16 protein-coding genes are annotated in these 18,646 nt (G+C 36.8%); 3 read left to right on the top strand and 13 right to left on the bottom strand.

The window, feature by feature from the left end; all coding sequences use genetic code 11:
- Positions 1 to 63: 63 nt before the first annotated feature.
- A complete protein-coding gene (locus ACT5E3_RS11965; RefSeq protein WP_444998531.1) occupies positions 64 to 2,109 on the bottom strand; it encodes an FAD-dependent oxidoreductase in 2,046 nt (681 codons plus the stop codon).
- Between the two features lie 272 nt (positions 2,110 to 2,381).
- On the opposite strand from ACT5E3_RS11965, the gene sppA reads away from it, so the two are divergent.
- Together sppA and ansA are read left to right on the top strand one after the other, a co-directional pair.
- The gene (gene sppA / locus ACT5E3_RS11960) at positions 2,382 to 4,226 is read left to right on the top strand and encodes a signal peptide peptidase SppA (RefSeq protein ID WP_444998530.1); all 1,845 of its coding nucleotides are present in this window, start codon (positions 2,382 to 2,384) and stop codon (positions 4,224 to 4,226) included.
- A 114-nt stretch (positions 4,227 to 4,340) separates the two neighbouring features.
- On the top strand, positions 4,341 to 5,363 hold the full coding sequence (gene ansA, locus ACT5E3_RS11955) for an asparaginase (RefSeq protein ID WP_444998529.1): 1,023 nt from the start codon (positions 4,341 to 4,343) through the stop codon (positions 5,361 to 5,363).
- Positions 5,364 to 5,480: 117 nt separating this feature from the next.
- On the opposite strand, the gene ACT5E3_RS11950 is transcribed toward ansA, so the two are convergent.
- The 11 genes from ACT5E3_RS11950 to sdhC all read right to left on the bottom strand — a co-directional run bounded on the left by ACT5E3_RS11950 (position 5,481) and on the right by sdhC (position 15,827).
- Positions 5,481 to 6,548, bottom strand: coding sequence for an alpha/beta hydrolase family protein (locus ACT5E3_RS11950; protein WP_444998528.1), 1,068 nt, complete (start codon positions 6,546 to 6,548; stop codon positions 5,481 to 5,483).
- Positions 6,545 to 7,393 (bottom strand): hypothetical protein, encoded by an 849-nt coding sequence (locus ACT5E3_RS11945; RefSeq protein ID WP_444998527.1) that lies wholly within the window; start codon positions 7,391 to 7,393, stop codon positions 6,545 to 6,547. Before ACT5E3_RS11945 ends, ACT5E3_RS11950 begins: the two co-directional genes overlap by 4 nt.
- Positions 7,394 to 7,620: 227 nt before the next feature.
- Positions 7,621 to 8,499, bottom strand: coding sequence for a U32 family peptidase (locus ACT5E3_RS11940; RefSeq protein ID WP_444998526.1), 879 nt, complete (start codon positions 8,497 to 8,499; stop codon positions 7,621 to 7,623).
- Positions 8,500 to 8,519: 20 nt separating this feature from the next.
- Positions 8,520 to 9,509 carry a ubiquinone anaerobic biosynthesis protein UbiU gene (ubiU, locus tag ACT5E3_RS11935; RefSeq protein ID WP_444998525.1) on the bottom strand — a complete coding sequence of 330 codons (990 nt, stop codon included), beginning with the start codon at positions 9,507 to 9,509 and terminating at the stop codon, positions 8,520 to 8,522.
- 84 nt (positions 9,510 to 9,593) lie between these two features.
- On the bottom strand, positions 9,594 to 10,190 hold the full coding sequence (locus tag ACT5E3_RS11930; RefSeq protein WP_444998524.1) for a GNAT family N-acetyltransferase: 597 nt from the start codon (positions 10,188 to 10,190) through the stop codon (positions 9,594 to 9,596).
- 139 nt (positions 10,191 to 10,329) lie between these two features.
- Positions 10,330 to 11,202 carry a succinate--CoA ligase subunit alpha gene (gene sucD, locus ACT5E3_RS11925; protein WP_444998523.1) on the bottom strand — a complete coding sequence of 291 codons (873 nt, stop codon included), beginning with the start codon at positions 11,200 to 11,202 and terminating at the stop codon, positions 10,330 to 10,332.
- A complete protein-coding gene (sucC, locus tag ACT5E3_RS11920) occupies positions 11,203 to 12,369 on the bottom strand; it encodes an ADP-forming succinate--CoA ligase subunit beta (protein WP_444998522.1) in 1,167 nt (388 codons plus the stop codon).
- 260 nt (positions 12,370 to 12,629) lie between these two features.
- Positions 12,630 to 13,331: a succinate dehydrogenase iron-sulfur subunit gene (locus ACT5E3_RS11915; protein ID WP_444998521.1), complete on the bottom strand. Its 702-nt coding sequence runs from the start codon at positions 13,329 to 13,331 to the stop codon at positions 12,630 to 12,632.
- A gap of 19 nt (positions 13,332 to 13,350) precedes the next feature.
- Complete coding sequence (gene sdhA / locus ACT5E3_RS11910) at positions 13,351 to 15,114, bottom strand: succinate dehydrogenase flavoprotein subunit (RefSeq protein WP_444998520.1); 1,764 nt, start codon at positions 15,112 to 15,114, stop codon at positions 13,351 to 13,353.
- On the bottom strand, positions 15,115 to 15,462 hold the full coding sequence (gene sdhD / locus ACT5E3_RS11905) for a succinate dehydrogenase, hydrophobic membrane anchor protein (RefSeq protein ID WP_444998519.1): 348 nt from the start codon (positions 15,460 to 15,462) through the stop codon (positions 15,115 to 15,117).
- Entirely contained in the window at positions 15,456 to 15,827 is a 372-nt protein-coding gene (gene sdhC, locus ACT5E3_RS11900) for a succinate dehydrogenase, cytochrome b556 subunit (RefSeq protein WP_444998518.1), read from the bottom strand. Before sdhC ends, sdhD begins: the two co-directional genes overlap by 7 nt.
- Before the next feature lie 387 nt (positions 15,828 to 16,214).
- Here sdhC and gltA point away from each other — a divergent pair, with 387 nt between their 5' ends.
- Positions 16,215 to 17,504 carry a citrate synthase gene (gltA, locus tag ACT5E3_RS11895; protein ID WP_444998517.1) on the top strand — a complete coding sequence of 430 codons (1,290 nt, stop codon included), beginning with the start codon at positions 16,215 to 16,217 and terminating at the stop codon, positions 17,502 to 17,504.
- A gap of 59 nt (positions 17,505 to 17,563) precedes the next feature.
- Here gltA and ACT5E3_RS11890 read toward each other — a convergent pair whose 3' ends face one another.
- A complete protein-coding gene (locus ACT5E3_RS11890; protein WP_444998516.1) occupies positions 17,564 to 18,577 on the bottom strand; it encodes an XrtA/PEP-CTERM system-associated ATPase in 1,014 nt (337 codons plus the stop codon).
- Positions 18,578 to 18,646 lie beyond the last annotated feature (69 nt).

The raw sequence follows: 18,646 nt of genomic DNA, 5'->3' as shown, positions 1-18,646 counted from the left end.
TCTAAAAACGATTTTTTATTAAAAATATGACTTTAAATATCATTTAACGTTATTCATATATTTTCATATATTAGCCGCTAACTCAGCCCCTTCTCTTATCGCTTTTTTGGCATCTAACTCGGAAGCAGCATTTGCACCACCAATTAAATGCGCATTTTTACCATTTTTAACTAATTCATCATATAAACTTCTGAGTGGCGTTTGCCCAGAACAAATAATAATATTATCGACACATAAACATTGCTGTTCGTTTTTTGTGCGAATGTGCAGTCCATCATCATCAATTTTTAAATATTCAACACCTGTTAGCATTTTCACCTGTTTATTTTTTAAACTTGAACGATGTATCCATCCTGTAGTTTTACCTAAATTTTTACCTGGCTTTGTTTCTTTACGCTGCAATAAATAAACTTCTCTAGGAGATGGTTCAATTTGAGTTTTTGCTAAAAGTCCACCTCTATTGCCATAATCTAAATCAACACCCCACTCACTCGCCCAAGCTTCAGGTCGTAAACTCAATGACTTGCCTTGATGGGTAAGGTATTCGGCAACATCAAAACCAATCCCTCCAGCCCCAATAATGGCAACCTTTGCACCAACTACTTTTTTATCTTTTAATACGTCTAAATAAGTCAACACTTTTGAATGCTGAATTCCTTCTATTGGAGGAACCCTTGGCTTAATCCCTGTTGATATAATAATTTCATCAAATTGAGAATCAGCTACAAAATCAGCAGTGATTTTCCGGTTTAATACAACTTTAACATTCGTATCCTTTAGTCGCTCAGAAAAGTAACGAAGCGTTTCATAAAACTCTTCTTTTCCTGGAATTTGGTTTGCGATATTTAGTTGCCCGCCAATTTTATCAGACGCATCAAAAAGCGTGACTTTGTGCCCTCGTTCTGCCGCATAAGTTGCAAAAGATAAGCCCGCTGGTCCAGCACCAACTACAGCAATATTTTTCACTTGCTGTGTTTTTAAAAAGTTCAGTTCTAGTTCATAACAGGCCCGTGGGTTAACAAGACATGTCACCCGTTTATGTTCAAAAATATGATCCAGGCAAGCCTGATTACAAGCAATACACGTATTAATTTTTTCAGCTTGCCCTGCCTTTGCTTTATTCATGAATTCTGCGTCAGCCAAAAATGGACGCGCCATTGAAACCAGGTCACTTTTTTTATTGGCAATAATATTATTAGCAATTTCTGGCGTATTGATTCGATTAGTCGTAATTAACGGTATTGAAATATGGGGTTTTATTTTTTCTGTGACCCAAACAAAATTAGCCCTTGGGACCGAAGTGGCAATAGTCGGCACTCTAGCTTCATGCCAGCCAATACCGGTATTAATCATTGATGCCCCAGATGCTTCTATTGCCTTACCTAGAGCGATAACTTCTTCCCATGAATTTCCCTTATCCACCAAATCCAGCATCGAAAGTCGATAAATAATAATAAAGTTACTGCCAGTCGCCTTACGTACAGCTTTAACTATTTCTATGGGTAAGCGTATTCGATTTTCAAAACTCCCACCCCACTGATCCTTCCGCTTGTTTGTCTTGCTAACAATAAACTGATTAATCAAATAACCTTCTGATCCCATTATTTCAACACCATCATAACCGGCATCTTGTGCTTTTTTTGCGCAATTAACAAAATCTTTAATTGTTTTCATAATCCCATTATGTGATAGTTCGCGAGGCTTAAAGGGAGTAATAGGAGCTTTAATTGCTGAAGGAGCAACTGCAAATGGATGGTAAGCATAACGACCCGTATGAAGTATTTGCATAACAATTTTACCTCCAGCCGAATGAACGGCTTTAGTAATCTTTTTATGCTTATATACTTGCCAAAAAAAGCTGAGTTGACAGCCTAATGGAGAAACTCTTCCTACAAAGTTTGGTGCAATTCCCCCTGTGACAATTAAACCGACACCACCCTCAGCTCTTTCCTTATAATACTGAGCTAACTTATCAAAACCACCACGCATCTCTTCTAGTCCTGTATGCATTGATCCCATAATTGCACGATTGGGTAATACATGGTTATGGATAGTGATAGGTGAAAATAATGCCGGAAAATTATCACTTGAAGTGGCTTTATCCTTCATAAAACTATGGCCCTATAAAATAATGAACTAAACTTTCGAATACACCTTTATAACAGATTAGACCAGTTCATGGAATCATGAAAATGACTAAATGAAAAATATTCTAACACTTTAATTCTTATACTATTATCTTATTTTTCATACAGTTAGCCTATTTCTTGCTAATATTCTGATAATTAAAGCGATTTACACTAACAGAACAGTGCTGCATAGTTTAAAATAATAACGTTTTCTAAGTGTTTAAAACGATTGAAATTACTTGAAGGAAAAGTATGGTTAACTTATTAAAAAGTCTTTGGTACGGGTTAGATTTAACTCGTAAAATTATATTAAATGTTTTGTTTTTCTCCCTTTTACTCTTTTTGATTTCTGCTGTTTTAAGCTCAGGTGATAAGGTAAAAGTTGAAAATGGTGTTGCCTTAATTCTAAAACCGAATGGCTACATTGTTGAACAACTAACCTATAAAGATCCTCTAGAAGAAGCAATGCAGGAAGCAACAGGCAATGAAGATGCACCTGAAACGCTTTTATACGATCTCATTGATGCCATTAAAAATGCTAAGGATGACAATCGAATTACCGTTCTTGTTATTAATACCAAATATTTATGGGGTGCAGGAGTCACTAAATTACAAGACTTAGCTAAGGCAATTGATGACTTTAAACAGAGCGGAAAAAAAGTTATAGCCTATGATGATAATTACTCTCAATCACAATACTTTCTTGCTAGTCAGGCCGATGAAATTTATATGAACCCTAAGGGTGGTGTATTTTTGACTGGTTTTTCAAGAGTTGGTACCTATTTTAAATCTTTGTTGGATAATCTAGAAGTTAGTATGCATGTTTTTAAAGTAGGCACCTATAAATCCTATGTTGAACCTTTCGTAAGAGATAGTATGTCAGATCAAGCTAAAGAAGCGAATCGTGCTTGGTTAAATGACTTATGGCATGCTTTTACCAAAGATATTTCAATAAAAAGATCAATCACACAAGATGACATTTATGCTTATATTGATAGCTATAAGGAATCACTCACTGAGTATAAAGGAGATTCAGCTAAACTTGCTCTCGATAAAGGTTTGGTTGATCAATTAGCTACCCGTATTCAATTTCGCGAGAAAATGATTGAAATGGTTGGACAAGATCAAAAACACAAAAGTTACAAACAAATCACACATAGTTCTTATCTTAAAGCCATACGAGGGCCTCTACCTTACGTTAATCCTAGATCACAAAAAGTAGCAGTTATCATGGCTAAAGGAGAAATTGCTGATGGTGAGCGAAAAGAAGGTGCAATTGGTGGAGATACGTTGGCCCGTATTATCAGAAAAACTCGCCATAACGAAAAAGTAAAAGCTATCGTTCTTCGAGTAGACACTGGTGGCGGTAGTGCATTTGCTTCAGAAATTATTCGCGAAGAACTCGTTAAAGCACAAGATATGGGAATCAAGGTTGTCGTATCAATGGGCGATATGGCTGCATCTGGCGGTTACTGGATTTCAGCCACTGCCGATGAAATTTGGGCTAACCCAACAACAATCACTGGCTCTATTGGAATTTTTGGGATGTTTCCAACATTTGAAAAACCATTGAATAAATTTGGTATTCATAGAGATGGGGTTGGTACTACCAGATATTCAAACCCGGTAGATATCGGACAACCATTAAAACAAGACGTCGCAGACATCATTCAAACTGGTGTTGAAGCTGGTTACGATCAATTCCTAGAGTTAGTTGCTAAAGGCCGTGGAATGACCAAAAATGAAGTCGATAAAATCGCACAAGGCAGAGTGTGGTCAGGAAAACAAGCACATGAATTTGGTTTAGTTGATCAACTTGGGTCACTAGATCAAGCTGTGGCTTCGGCAGCTAAACTAGCTAACTTAGACAATTATGATACCTGGTTTGTTAAACGAGAATTAGACGAAAAAGAACTGTTACTAAAACAATTATTAGGTAATTCGAGTGTACAAGAAAAACTAACTAGCAAAAAACAAGTCGCTAAGTCTTCATTACAAACTCAACTGATGCAACAAGTATCAGAGAGCATTAATGAACTAACAAAATGGAATGATCCTAATCATACTTATGCCAGCTGTTTTTGTTCTGTTCAATAATCAGACTACCATTAGTCAAATAAATCAAAAAGCAGTGTTTTTAACGCTGCTTTTTTGTTTTAATGGCCACTTTAGATTATTCTTAGTTTTTATTATTTTCTTTTATTAATGCCCATGAATCATAAAAAAGTTTATGTTGCCTATACTGGTGGAACGATTGGAATGAAACCTAGTGATAAAGGTTTTATTCCCGAATCAGGTTACTTCACTGAACAAATAGCTTCATTACCAGAATTTGCATCACCCGACATGCCCCAAGTAAAAATGCATGAATATGAAAATCTGATCGATTCATCTAATATAACACCTGAAGATTGGTATTTTATTTCACAAGACATAAAATCTCGTTACGATGAGTTTGATGGTTTTGTTGTATTACATGGAACAGATACCATGGCTTATACTGCATCGGCATTATCTTTTATGCTTGAAGACTTATCAAAACCAGTTATAGTAACAGGCTCTCAGATACCTTGGTCACAAATGAGAACCGATGCAAGAGATAATTTAATTACCTCACTATTATTAGCAGGCAATTACGATATTCCTGAAGTTGGGCTTTATTTTCATAACCGTCTATACCGCGGTAATCGTACTAGAAAATTAAATGCAAGTGGATTTCACGCATTTCAATCACCAAACTTTCCTGCAATTGCAGAAGTGGGTACAAAAATAAAACTTCATGAAGAACTTCTTTTAAAAGATCCTGCGGAACGGCTTAAAATTCAAAAAATATCTCCCCCTAAAGTTATTATTTTATCTTTGTTTCCTGGCTTTCCTGCTGAACTGTTAGAGAATGTTTTATCTTCTTCAATACAAGGATTAGTTCTAATGACCTATGGTATGGGCAATGCTCCGTGTAATGATGGAAAATTATTAAAACTACTTAGCGATGCATCAGCTCAAGGCGTTATTATCGTTAATTGTACTCAGTGCTATAAAGGCAGTGTGGATATGCGCGGGTATGAAACAGGACATGGCCTACTTAATGCTGGTGTGATCAGTGGTTTTGATATGACACCGGAAGCAACACTCACTAAACTGAGTTATTTATTAAGTAGTGAATGTACTGTTGAAGAAATCAAACAAAAAATGCAAATAAGTTTGCGTGGAGAGTTAACAACTGAGATTGAGTAAAGCAATAAACTCATAGCCGAGGAACCAGGCTATGAGTTTTTGTTAAGTATACTAGTTTGACAAAGACTTAAAACAAAAACATTATCAATACTTTCACTTTAACTTAAATAATAATTATTACTCTTCAAAAACCTCATCCAAAAAGCTAAGCATTTTTTTATAAAATTTAATTTTGTTTTTGGTATTAGCAATGCCATGTGCTTCACCTTCAAAAATCATAGATTCATAAGGCTTTTTATTTTTATCCAAGGCTTCAGTCAGTTTTTCATAATGCTCAAAAGGCACGCGTTTATCTTGTTCACCGTGAGCGATAAATAACTTTGCTTTAATTTTATGAGTCAAACGAGCGGGAGAGTTTTCCGCCAAAACTTTCATATCAGTCCCCATAGACTTTTCTAACCAAGCATCTCCCCAATTAGCCTCTTGGATATCACCAGTTTCATATTTCAAAGGTAAGTCGTATACTCCCGCAAAGCCGATAGCACACTGATATAAATCAGGCTCCTTAGCAACTCCCATTAAGGCAGCATAACCGCCATAACTTCCTCCATAAATACATATTTTATTCTTATCGGCTACGCCATTCTTTATGGCCCATAAAGTGGCATCGGTTAAATCATCTTGCATTTTAAGACCATACTGCTGATAACCTGATTCTTTAAACTTTCTACCGTAAGATCCACTTCCTCTATAATTAACCTGAAGAACACTATAACCATGACTAGTTAGTAATTGAACTTCTCTATCAAACCCCCAATAATCTCTCACCCCAAATGGACCGCCATGCACCATGACTACCATTGGAGCAGTTGACTCTTGATTATTTGGATAACTAATATAGCCATTAATAAGCAAACCATCCCTCGCTTTAAACTCTATTGGACTCATCGATGAAAACTGCTTCCTATCTATTGATGCTCTAACTTTAGCAATTTGCATTAATTGATTATCCTTATACAAATAATACAGACCAGGCTCATTATCACCTGTTACAGCAATAATTCTTCTTTTATAATCTCTACTGCTTTGAATAACACGCGCATACTTGCCTTTAAAAGCTTGTTTTAGCTGTTGATGAAACTTGGCTTTTTCACTTTTTGGATCTAAAAAATTTAGCTTCGGATATTTATCATCAGTACGATAAGCATACATTCTTCCACTAAAACTTCTCCCCCAACCTGTCACCTCATTCCCATTAAGTGTAGCCAGGGTATTGATTGATCGAAACGGTTAAATTGTAATATCTCCTCTTTATTATCCCCGCTAATCATTTTGCTTAAATAAATATTGGAATCAAAAGCATTGGATAATAAAGTATAATTATCAGCATCAGGGAATTTCTGCCATTCATCCTTTTTATTTTTATACTCAAAAATATATTCATCTTCTGATGATGTCCCTGTTTGAGCAACAGGGTTTCCATCATAATCAACAGTAAAATTTGCATTACTGACCGAAGATCTTTCACGAGGATATAATTTACCTTTATAAATATTCAATTTTTGTAACTGCTTAGTACTACTCGATTTCCAATCGACTTGAGTACTCAATAAAATATGCTCATCATCATTAGGTAGAATACTTTCAATATGAAAATAATCATTAAACCGCTTGTTTTTCGCACTTTTAGTTAAATCAACTCGATATCCATAAAGAAGCCTATTCTGAGAACCATCAAAGTTAATTGCTTGTAATTTTTGAGTGAGATATTTTTGATCACGAAAAGCAACTTTTATCGCAGGCTCTATCAATAAGCGCGTATTATTTGCCCACCTGAACCTGCCCATATACTTATTTTTTCCCATTCTAAAAGAATAAGTAATTTTTTTAGCATCTAGATCTGTAATACTGACTAAGTCAGTATTTTCTTGTGGGATCACAACAGCCATATACTTTCCATCGGGTGACATAGAAAAATCTGAAACCTCAGGATCGGAAAACAATTGTTCAGGGGTTAATGGAGTGAGATTTTCTTTTCCCAGTGTTGAAAAACTGACAAGCAGTAATATAGTTAAATAAATTCCTTTCATAGTTCCTTCTCTTTATTTTTAAATAGATATTGCATTAAATAATCAAATATAAATCAATATATAAAATCATTAACATAATACTATAACTTAACTTTCAATATAATAAAAATTATTTAATGAGATGAGATAACTTAACATCAAAAAAAATAGACTTAATTCTTCTTAATATTCAAATAACAAGTTATTGAGTAGGTTTCTTAAATGATAAAATAAATTCACCGATTTTCTTATTCAGAAAGATACTGCATCCCTTCAATTTGAAACCAATAACCATTACAAAACTCATACCCACTAAAATTAATTGGTTTGACCGTATCATTATCTAACCTTGACTGATCGAGCCAATTAACCGCTTTAATCGTGTCTTCAATATTAGTAGGTACAATTTTAAAAACATTAACACCAGCTTTAAACAGAGCCTGCCATTGAGATAATAAATTTGTCACTTTGGCTGATTGTATTTGAATACCATTAATTTGCGAAAAGCTCTCTCCCTCTTGAGTTTTAACTAATATTCCCTGCTCATGATCTAAACATTTAAATGTACATTGATCTTTTGTCAAATAGTAATGACGAGCAGTAAAGCAACGTGCCGAATATGCTAAAGACATTCTGCCAAATATTTGATATTCCACTTCAAAATGACTGATTTTTTCAACGATAGATTTCAGATCTGTTTGACCTAATTCAACAGGGACACTCCAACGTATCATTCCTAGCTGAAGCATTTTTGCAAATGTTTGGTAGTTATAAACATTAATAGCACCGCCAACAACGAAAGGATTATTATTTTCAGAAGCGACATGAATTGCAGCAATATCATTAGCTTCAATTAAATAATCTTTTTGTTTTGCTATTTGACATAAATATTTTAATTCTGACTCTGCTTCAATTAACGTCATTGTAGATAATACAACTTGTTTGCCTGTACTTTGTAATAACTGCGCCATCTCTAACCAATCTTGCATTTTCATATTGCGACGCTTTGAGCAAACAGTTTCACCAAGATAAACGACATCAGCATTAGTCTTAGCTAAAGTCGAATAAAACTCATAATATTTTTGCTTTGTCCAAAAGTAAGGTACTGTACCAATTGAAATTTTCATTTTTTAACAGCCTGTTTATGTTATTGCCAATCTCTTTCGTAAGCACCTATTGTTGTTTGCTTTCCTTCTGCCAACTCTTGCAAACAACTGATTGGCTCAGCAGCAGAGAATGAACGACCACTTTTTACTTGATCAATAGCCCGCCTCCAATATTTTGCAACAGTTGCAACATAAGCTGGGCTACGCTGACGCCCTTCAATTTTAATCGCAGCAACTCCTGCTTGATAAAGCTCAGGTAAAATATCCATTGTATTTAAACTGGTAGGCTCTTCCATGGCATGTTGAGTTTTTCCAGCAATATCAAAACGTCCTTTACATAGAGTTGGATAACCTGCATTTTCATTTTTTTCAAACCGGTCAATTAATAAATGATTTAAACGAGACTCTAATATATCACCTTTATTTTCCCATTGAACATAAGATGCAGGAGAGCAAACTCCTTGAGTATTCGGTGATTCGCCCGTTAAATAAGAAGACAAATAACAACGCCCTTCAGCCATAATGCATAAACTACCAAAGCCAAAAACTTCTATTTCTACCGATGATTTTTTGGCTAATGTAGCAACTTGTGCTAAAGAAAGAACACGTGGTAATACCGCTCTTTTTATGGAAAAATGACGATGATAAAAGTTAAGCGCTTCAACACTTGTTGCTGAAGCTTGGACAGATAAGTGAATTGGAAAAGTTTGACTTTTATTTCTAATATAATCCATCACCCCTATATCAGCGACAATTAAAGTATCAATGCCAAGGTCAATTGCTTGATCAACTGATTCTGTCCAACGGCTCCACCGATTTTCTCTTGGATAGGTATTAATAGCACAATAAACTTTACAATTATGTTTGTGTGCATAATTGATAGCTTTAACAATTTGCTGTTTAGAAAAGTTTAACCCTGCAAAATGTCGAGCATTAGTTTCGTTTTTTAGGCCGATATAAACAGCATTTGCACCATTATCTACCGCTTTAACTAATGACGGAAAATTACCAGCAGGACAGACTAACTCCACGCTCATTTCCTAAATAAAATGATTAATGGACAGCTATTCTATGCTGTTCTTATGTTTATTGATTGACCTAAGTCAAGGGAGTACTTAAGAATAAAAATCAAGTTTATGAGTTAAGTGCCTTTTAGTAGCCAACCATTCTGATTCAATTATTGAAAATACAACCGTGTCCCTATAAGAGCCATCAGGCAATATTCTATGATTACGTAAAACACCATCTTGTTTTGCCCCCAAACGTAAAATAGCATTTCTTGATGCTTGATTAAACCAATGTGTGCAAAACACGACAGCTATAGCTTTTAATGATTCAAATGCATGTTGTAATAATAAAAGTTTACACTCCGTATTAACCCCTGTTCTCTGAACAGATTTTGAATACCATGTATAGCCAATTTCAAGTCGTCGATTAGCAGCATCGATATTGCAATAGCGAGTACTGCCAACTATTTTTCCTGATGAGTTAAGTACAACTACGTATGGAATTTGTTCACGCTTGTCCATACTCTGAAGAGCAATATTTATCGTATTATCAATAGAAGACTCATCTGGTACACCGGTATACCAAAGCTTTGATAAATTTCCATCTTTTGCTGCGGCTAATAAGTCATCTCTATCTGATAATGCTAAGGGCCTTAAGGTTACAAGTTTACCTTTAAAAATCACAGGTTCAATCTGAAAAGACATAAACTCTCCTTATATTTTTCTCACACACAATAAACTTTTGGTTAGCCTAACTAAAACTTAAATTAACGACAAAGAACTTAAAATGATGAAAATAAAAAAGCCGACAAATATGCCGGCTTTTCCAATATACTATCAGAAATTACCAACCAGTAATTTCTTTTAAAGCATCACCAATGTCAGCAAGACTTCTTACTGTTTTTACGCCTGCATCTTCAAGGGCAGCGAATTTTTCATCAGCAGTACCTTTACCACCAGAAATAATCGCGCCAGCATGTCCCATACGTTTTCCTGGAGGAGCGGTAACACCAGCAATATAAGATACAACCGGTTTAGTTACATTACTTTTAATAAAAGCCGCAGCTTCTTCCTCAGCAGTTCCGCCAATTTCACCAATCATAACAATTGCTTCGGTTTTTGGATCATTTTGAAACATTTCTAAAACATCGATGAAATTTGTTCCTGGAATAGGATCACCACCAATTCCCACACAAGTCGTTTGTCCAAAACCCGCATCGGTTGTTTGCTTAACGGCTTCATAAGTTAATGTGCCCGAACGAGAAACAATACCAACTTTACCAGGTAAATGAATATGTCCTGGCATAATACCAATTTTACATTCTCCAGGAGTTATTACACCTGGGCAGTTAGGCCCAATTAATCTCACTCCAAGCTCGTCGCATTTTACTTTTGCATCAAGCATATCGAGGGTAGGGATCCCTTCTGTAATACAAACAATTAATTTAATACCTGCATTAGCCGCTTCTAAAATAGAATCTTTACAAAATGGCGCTGGAACATAAATAACAGAAGCTTCTGCCCCTGTTTGTTCAACAGCCTCAGCAACAGTGTTAAAAACGGGTAATCCTAAATGTTCTTGCCCACCTTTACCTGGTGTTACACCACCGACCATTTTAGTACCATATTCTATGGCTTGTTCTGAATGAAAAGTACCTTGAGAACCAGTAAACCCCTGACAAATAACTTTAGTATTTTTATCAATTAATATGCTCATTTATTTGCCCTCCGCTGCAGCAACAACTTTTTTGGCTGCGTCAGCTAAGCCAGTGGCAGCAATAATATTTAATCCGCTATCAGCTAGTACTTTACGACCTAACTCAGCATTATTTCCTTCTAATCTAACAACCACAGGAACTTCTACACCAACCTCTTCTACTGCTCCAATGATACCTTCAGCAATCAAATCGCAACGGACAATTCCACCAAAAATGTTAACAAGAACAGCTTTTACATTATCGTCAGTTAAAATAATCTTAAATGCTTCAACAACACGCTCTTTAGTCGCGCCACCACCAACGTCTAAGAAATTAGCTGGAGAACCGCCATGTAAATTAACAATGTCCATAGTTCCCATTGCTAAACCAGCACCATTAACCATACATCCAATATTGCCATCTAGAGCAACATAGTTCAGATCGAAAGATGCGGCATGGGCTTCACGCTCATCTTCCTGACTAGGGTCGTGCATGTCACCTAAGCGCGAATGTCTATAAACTGCATTGCTGTCAATATTAATTTTGGCATCTAAACAATGTAAGTCACCCGCACTGGTAATAACTAACGGATTGATTTCTAACAAAGCTAAATCAAGATCATTAAATAATTTAGAAAGCTGTAAAAAGATATGGGTAAATTGTTTAATGTTTTTTCCTGTTAAGCCCATTTTAAAGGCTAGCTCTCGAGCCTGATAAGGCATAGCTCCCACTAAAGGATCAATAATTGCCTTATGGATCTTTTCAGGCGTTTCTTCTGCGACTTTTTCAATCTCAACTCCACCCTCTGTAGAAGCCATAAAAACAACTTTGCGCGTTGAGCGATCGACAACAGCACCTAAATAAAGCTCTTGCTCAATATCTGTACAGTCTTCAACCAAAATTTTTGAAACAGGCTGACCTTTTTCGTCAGTTTGATAAGTAACCAGGTTTTTGCCTAGCCACTGCTTAGCAAACTCTTTGACTTCTTCTTTGGTATCGACCAGCTTTACACCGCCAGCCTTACCACGACCACCTGCATGTACTTGTGCTTTAACAACCCATTTGTTTCCACCAATTTGGCCTGCTGCTTCAAAAGCTGCTTTAGGGGAATCAACCGCAATACCATTTGAAACAGGTAGACCGTATTCCCTAAATAGTTGCTTACCTTGATACTCATGTAAGTTCATGATTTTATTTCCACTTTTAATTAATTAAAGAGTTAAACCTGATTATTTATTAGCGCAAAATAATCCAGAAATTTTGCGCGTATTATAGTGCTTAAAACAATGCTTTACTAGTTTCTGACCTTATGATTGTCTCTTGTATGCAAAAAAAGCATATGAACATTGATAAAAAACAAAAACAGCCTTTAACCTAAGGCTAAAAGCTGTTTTATCTTAAGTCTATTGCAGATAATAGACTAATTTAAGTCATTTTGTTGGTTTGTCTATACACCTTGCTTTAGCATCATTGAACGGATATGACCAATTGCCTGTGTTGGATTGAGTCCCTTAGGGCAAACACTCACACAGTTCATAATACCGCGGCAACGAAATACGCTGTATGCGTCATCTAAATCTGCCAAGCGAGATTCTGTTTCCGTGTCTCGACTATCAATTAAAAAACGATAGGCTTGAAGCAAACCAGAAGGACCAACGAACTTATCAGGATTCCACCAAAATGAAGGACAAGCCGTGCTGCAACATGCGCACAAAATGCACTCATACAAACCATCTAACTTAGCGCGCTCTTCTGGTGACTGCAAATGCTCGCGCGCAGGAGGTTCATCATTGTTAATCAGATAAGGCCTTACCTTTTCATACTGGCGATAAAATTGGGCCATATCAACAACAAGATCACGAATAACAGGTAAGCCAGGTAATGGTCTCACAACAACCTTTTTGCCTTTTAATGATGATATTGGGGTAATACAAGCTAAGCCATTTTTACCATTAATGTTGACACCGTCAGAACCACAAACACCCTCACGGCAACTTCGGCGAAATGTTAAAGTAGAATCTTTCTCTTTCAGTGCAATCAGCGCATCAAGCAGCATCATGTCTGAGCCAGCTTCAATTTCAAGCTCATAATCCTGCATACGTGGCTTTTTATCTACTTCAGGGTTATATCGATAAATCGAAAATTGCATAATTATCTCTCATTCTGCACTAATAAGTTCTAGCTTTAGGCGGGAAAGCTTCCATTGAAACAGGTTCCATATTAACAGGTCGTTTATCCATTTCATGTGTTTCGGGATAATACAAACTGTGAGTTAACCAGTTTTCATCATCACGCTCAGGAAAATCTTCTCGACTATGAGCACCACGACTTTCTTCACGGTAATTAGCCGCCTTTGCGGTCGCTCTTGCTGTTGCCATTAAATTATCAAGCTCCATGCATTCGACACGCATAGTATTATAGGCTTTAGATTTATCATCAAGCGTCGCATTTTTGAGCCTTTCTGCAACTTGCTCCAAAGCAACCATACCTTTTTCCATTAATTCTCCAGTACGGAAAACACCAAAGTGATTTTGCATAATCTGCTGCATTTCTTTGCGAATAGCAACAGGATCTTCACCACCGCTACTTTGATCCCAACGATTATATCTAGCCATTGCTGCGTCAACATTATCGTCTGTAAACTCATTTTGAGGCATACCATCATCAAGCGCATCTTCTAGGTGCATACCAGCAGCTCGTCCAAAAACAACTAAATCAAGTAATGAGTTTCCACCAAGACGGTTAGCACCATGAACAGAAACACAAGCTATTTCACCTACAGCATATAAACCATCGACAATGTATTCATCTTGACCTGATTTTTTACCGATCACCTGTCCATATTTATTGGTCGGAATTCCACCCATCATATAATGACAGGTAGGAACAACCGGAATAGGTACTTCAACCGGATCGGCATGTGCGAAAGTTTTTGAGAGCTCACAAATACCAGGTAATTTAGTATTCAATGTATCGGCGCCTAAATGATCAAGTTTTAACATCACATGATCACCGTTAGGTCCACAACCTCGCCCTTCTAAAATTTCTTTTGTCATTGAGCGAGCAACAACATCTCGGCTGGCTAGATCTTTCGCGTTAGGAGCATACCTTTCCATAAAACGCTCGCCGTCTTTATTGATCAGATAACCACCTTCGCCACGACACCCTTCTGTGACTAAGACACCAGCTCCAGCAATACCAGTTGGGTGAAATTGCCACATTTCAATATCTTGTACAGGAATGTTTGCTCTTAATGCCATACCAACACCATCGCCCGTGTTAATTAATGCATTCGTTGTTGAAGCAAAAATACGTCCTGAACCGCCTGTAGCAAAAACCGTCGCACGTGATTTAAATAATGCCACTTCACCAGACTCAATCGACATCGCGATAACACCGCAACACTGACCTTTGTCATTCATAACCAAATCAATGGCATACCATTCATTAAAAAACTGAGTGTTCGCAGCTAGATTTTGTTGGTATAAGGTGTGCAACAACGCATGACCAGTTCGATCTGCCGCTGCGGCTGTTCTAGCGGCTTGCTCACCGCCGAATTCTTTAGATTGACCACCAAATGGACGTTGGTATATTTTACCGTTTTCTAATCGTGAAAATGGTAATCCCATATGATCTAATTCTAAAATTGCATCAGGACCATTTTCACACATATATTCAATTGCATCTTGGTCACCGATATAGTCTGAACCTTTTACCGTATCAAACATATGCCATCGCCAATCGTCATCGTGAGAGTTACCCAAAGCAACAGTTATTCCACCTTGAGCAGAAACTGTGTGCGAACGAGTTGGAAAAACTTTTGAAATCAGCGCTACTTTCTGGCCAGATTTCGCTAATTGAAGTGATGCACGCATTCCTGCACCACCTCCGCCTACTATAACGGCATCATAGGTATAAACTGGTATTCCCATTTATACACTCCAAAGAATTTGAGCGCCCCAAATAAGAAACGCAAAACATGACAAAATAATGAGTACTTGAAAAACCATTCTGATACCAGTTGGTTTAATGTAATCAGTCGAGACTATCCACATTCCAATCCAAGCATGAAAACAAAGCGAAGCTAAAGCTAAAAGCGAAAAAACTTTAAACCATGTTTGCGCAAAAAGTCCTTGCCAAGTGCTAAACGCCAACACTTCTGAAGAAAAGACAAAACCCGCCAGATAAACAACATAAGCAGCAAGCACAACAGCCGTAACTCGTTGAATCATCCAGTCATGCAGGCCACTACGCCCTAAACTCGTTGCTGAAGCTACCATATCCAAACTCCCAAAATAACTGCAACAACAGCACCTAGAACTATTGCTGCGTAGGATCCCATACGACCACCTTCTAACGACTCACCTATTCCAGCATCCATCAATAAATGACGAACACCTGCAATAATATGGTAAGCTAGCATTGATAAAATTAGCCAAACAGCCAATTTACCGATAACGCCAGAAAGGAGAACTTTTAATTCACCGAAACCAGAAGGCGTTAAGCTTTGTTGAAGAGCCCAAAGGCAAAAAGGAACGGACAAGAAAAGCAGAACACCCGACACCCGATGTAGTATCGAAGAAATCGATGTCACGGGAAATTTGAATGCTGCCAAATTTAAATTTACAGGTCTATTATTGTTCACGGCTACAATTCATCTCAATTGTGTGAAATAGATTAATGTTGACTATTTATTTTAAGCAGAAACCCAAACATCTGCTAAACTTTTAACGAACGAATTTTCTAACAGTGAGTAGTTATATAAAAAAAACGCCAACCCCAGTGAGGGCGAATTATATAAGCCTAATGCACTGATTACAAATGAATTAAAAATTTAGATGATAGATATCAATTTTGTATAACAAATAACCAAAAACTCTTTATTAGTGTGCTAATCCAATTGACAAAATTCTGTCAGTCTTTATAGTAGCGCGCTCTAAACAAAAATAATCAATTAACTACTAGTTTGCCGAATTTTGAAGCAAGTCGCGACAACATTAAGGCAATTGCGAGAGATATAGGAGCTGATACAATGACGGAAAAATCCGCCAAACTAACTCTACCAAGCGGAGAAGAGCTAAATTTAGCGATGTATTCACCGAGTGAAGGTAATGATGTAATAGACGTCTCTAAATTAGTCAAGAGCGGTGTTTTTACCTATGATCCAGGATTTATGTCTACTGCAGCCTGTGAATCAAAAATTACTTATATTGACGGCAGTAAAGGTATTTTACTTTATCGCGGTTATCCAATTGATGAATTAGCTGATAAATGTGACTTTATGGAAGTTGCTTATTTACTATTTAATGGTGAGTTACCTAATGCAGATGAAAAACAAGAATTTGTCGACTGTGTTAATAACCACACGATGGTACATGAACAGTTAGCAACATTTTTCCGAGGTTTTAGACGAGATGCTCACCCAATGGCTATTATGGTTGGTGTAGTTGGCGCCCTATCAGCCTTTTACCATGATTCCTTAGACATTAATAACCCAGAACACCGCTCTCGTAGCGCAATGAGGTTAATTGCTAAAGTTCCAACAATTGCTGCTATGTGTTACCGATATTCAATGGGACACCCTTTTGTTTACCCACGAAACGAAATGACCTATGCTGAAAACTTTTTGCACCAAATGTTCAGTATGCCTTCTCATGACAAAAAACCCGATCCTGTTCTTGTTAAAGCAATGGATAGAATTTTTACATTACATGCCGATCATGAACAAAACTGTTCAACTTCAACCGTAAGATTAGCAGGTTCTTCGGGCGCTAATCCATTTGCATGTATTGCTGCTGGGATCGCTTCTTTATGGGGCCCCGCTCACGGTGGAGCTAATGAAGCTTGTTTAAATATGCTAAATGAAATTGGTGATGTTAGCCGCATACCAGAATTTATAGCTCGGGCAAAAGATAAGAATGATCCGTTCCGGTTGATGGGATTTGGACATCGAGTTTACAAAAACTTTGATCCTCGCGCTAAAGTTATGCGAGAAAGCGCCCACGAAGTTTTAGCTGCAACAGGCAAAAAAGATGATCCTATTTTGAAAGTTGCTATGGAACTAGAAAGAATTGCGTTGGAAGATCCTTATTTCATTGAGAAAAAACTCTATCCCAATGTTGATTTTTATTCAGGAATCATTTTGCAGTCAATAGGCATTCCAACTAATATGTTTACGGTTATTTTTGCCTTAGCAAGAACTGTAGGCTGGGTTGCTCAATGGAGAGAAATGATATCAGAACCAACACAAAAAATAGGTCGTCCTCGCCAACTTTATACGGGAAGTTCAGAACGTAAAGTTAAACCAATAGAATCAAGATAAACAACAAAAAAGGCTCCATTCGGAGCCCTTTTATTTTAACCTAAAACATAAAAAATCAATTACTCATCATCAAAATTTAGTGATATCTGCACTATTTTACGCATAAATTCACGCTCTTTTCTAAAACGATCACGTAAATCTTGCATTTCTTTTTCTAATTGATGAACTCTAATTTCTAATGCTGAAGCATCGGCTGGCAATCCACTTTCTACAACCTTTAATGGTACTTTTGACTTGGCTGCCGCTTCTTTACCTGCATCATTTTCTTGAGTGATCTCAGAAGTAACAATTTTAACAATCTCACCATCAATACGAGACTTCTCTTCTAAAAACCCGTACAACAATAAGCGATCGCAAGTGGTATTGATCTTACGAGGAACTCCTTCTGTAAAATCATAAATGAGTTGAAAAGATTCAGCCGTAAAACTTGGCATGTTATCCCAATCAACTTTTCTTAGCCTGTGCTCAACATAAGCTTGGGTTTCTTCAACATCTAAGTGTGCTAAATGGTAAGAAGCCGTTACCCTCTGACGGACTTGCTCTAGCGCTGGATCACGCAAATGTTCCCTAAACTCTGATTGTCCAAGTAAAAATATCTGTAATAAAGTCTTACCATCATGATATAAATTTGACAGCATTCTCAACTCTTCAAGAGTTTCAAATGGTAAGTTTTGCGCTTCATCAATCACTAACATACAGCGCTTACCTTCTTTACTTCTTGCAATAAAGAAATTCTCAAGGTTTTTTAATAATGACGATTTTTTATTTTCCTTATGGGCTAAACCAAAAGTCGCGGCTACCATTCTTAAAATATCAGTTGAATCTAATTGAGTATTAATTAATTCAGCAGCAACAACATCATCTTTTCCTTCGAGAGAGCCAAACAAGGTTCTTACCAAAGTACTTTTACCAGTCCCAACATCACCAGTAACAACAATGAAGCCTTCTCCTTGAGATAATCCATACTTTAAATAAGCAAGGGCTCGTTTATGAGTACTACTTCCAAAAAAGAAAAAAGGATCAGGAGCTAACTGAAAAGGCTTTCCTGATAATTTATAATATGATTCGTACATTACTTGTCCTTACAACAACTATAAGTTTAAGATTACTTTTTTAATTTATGATAGTTAATATTATAACTA

The sequence above is a fragment of the Aliikangiella litoralis genome (assembly GCF_052495765.1).
This window is presented reverse-complemented; position numbering and strand designations above follow the sequence as displayed.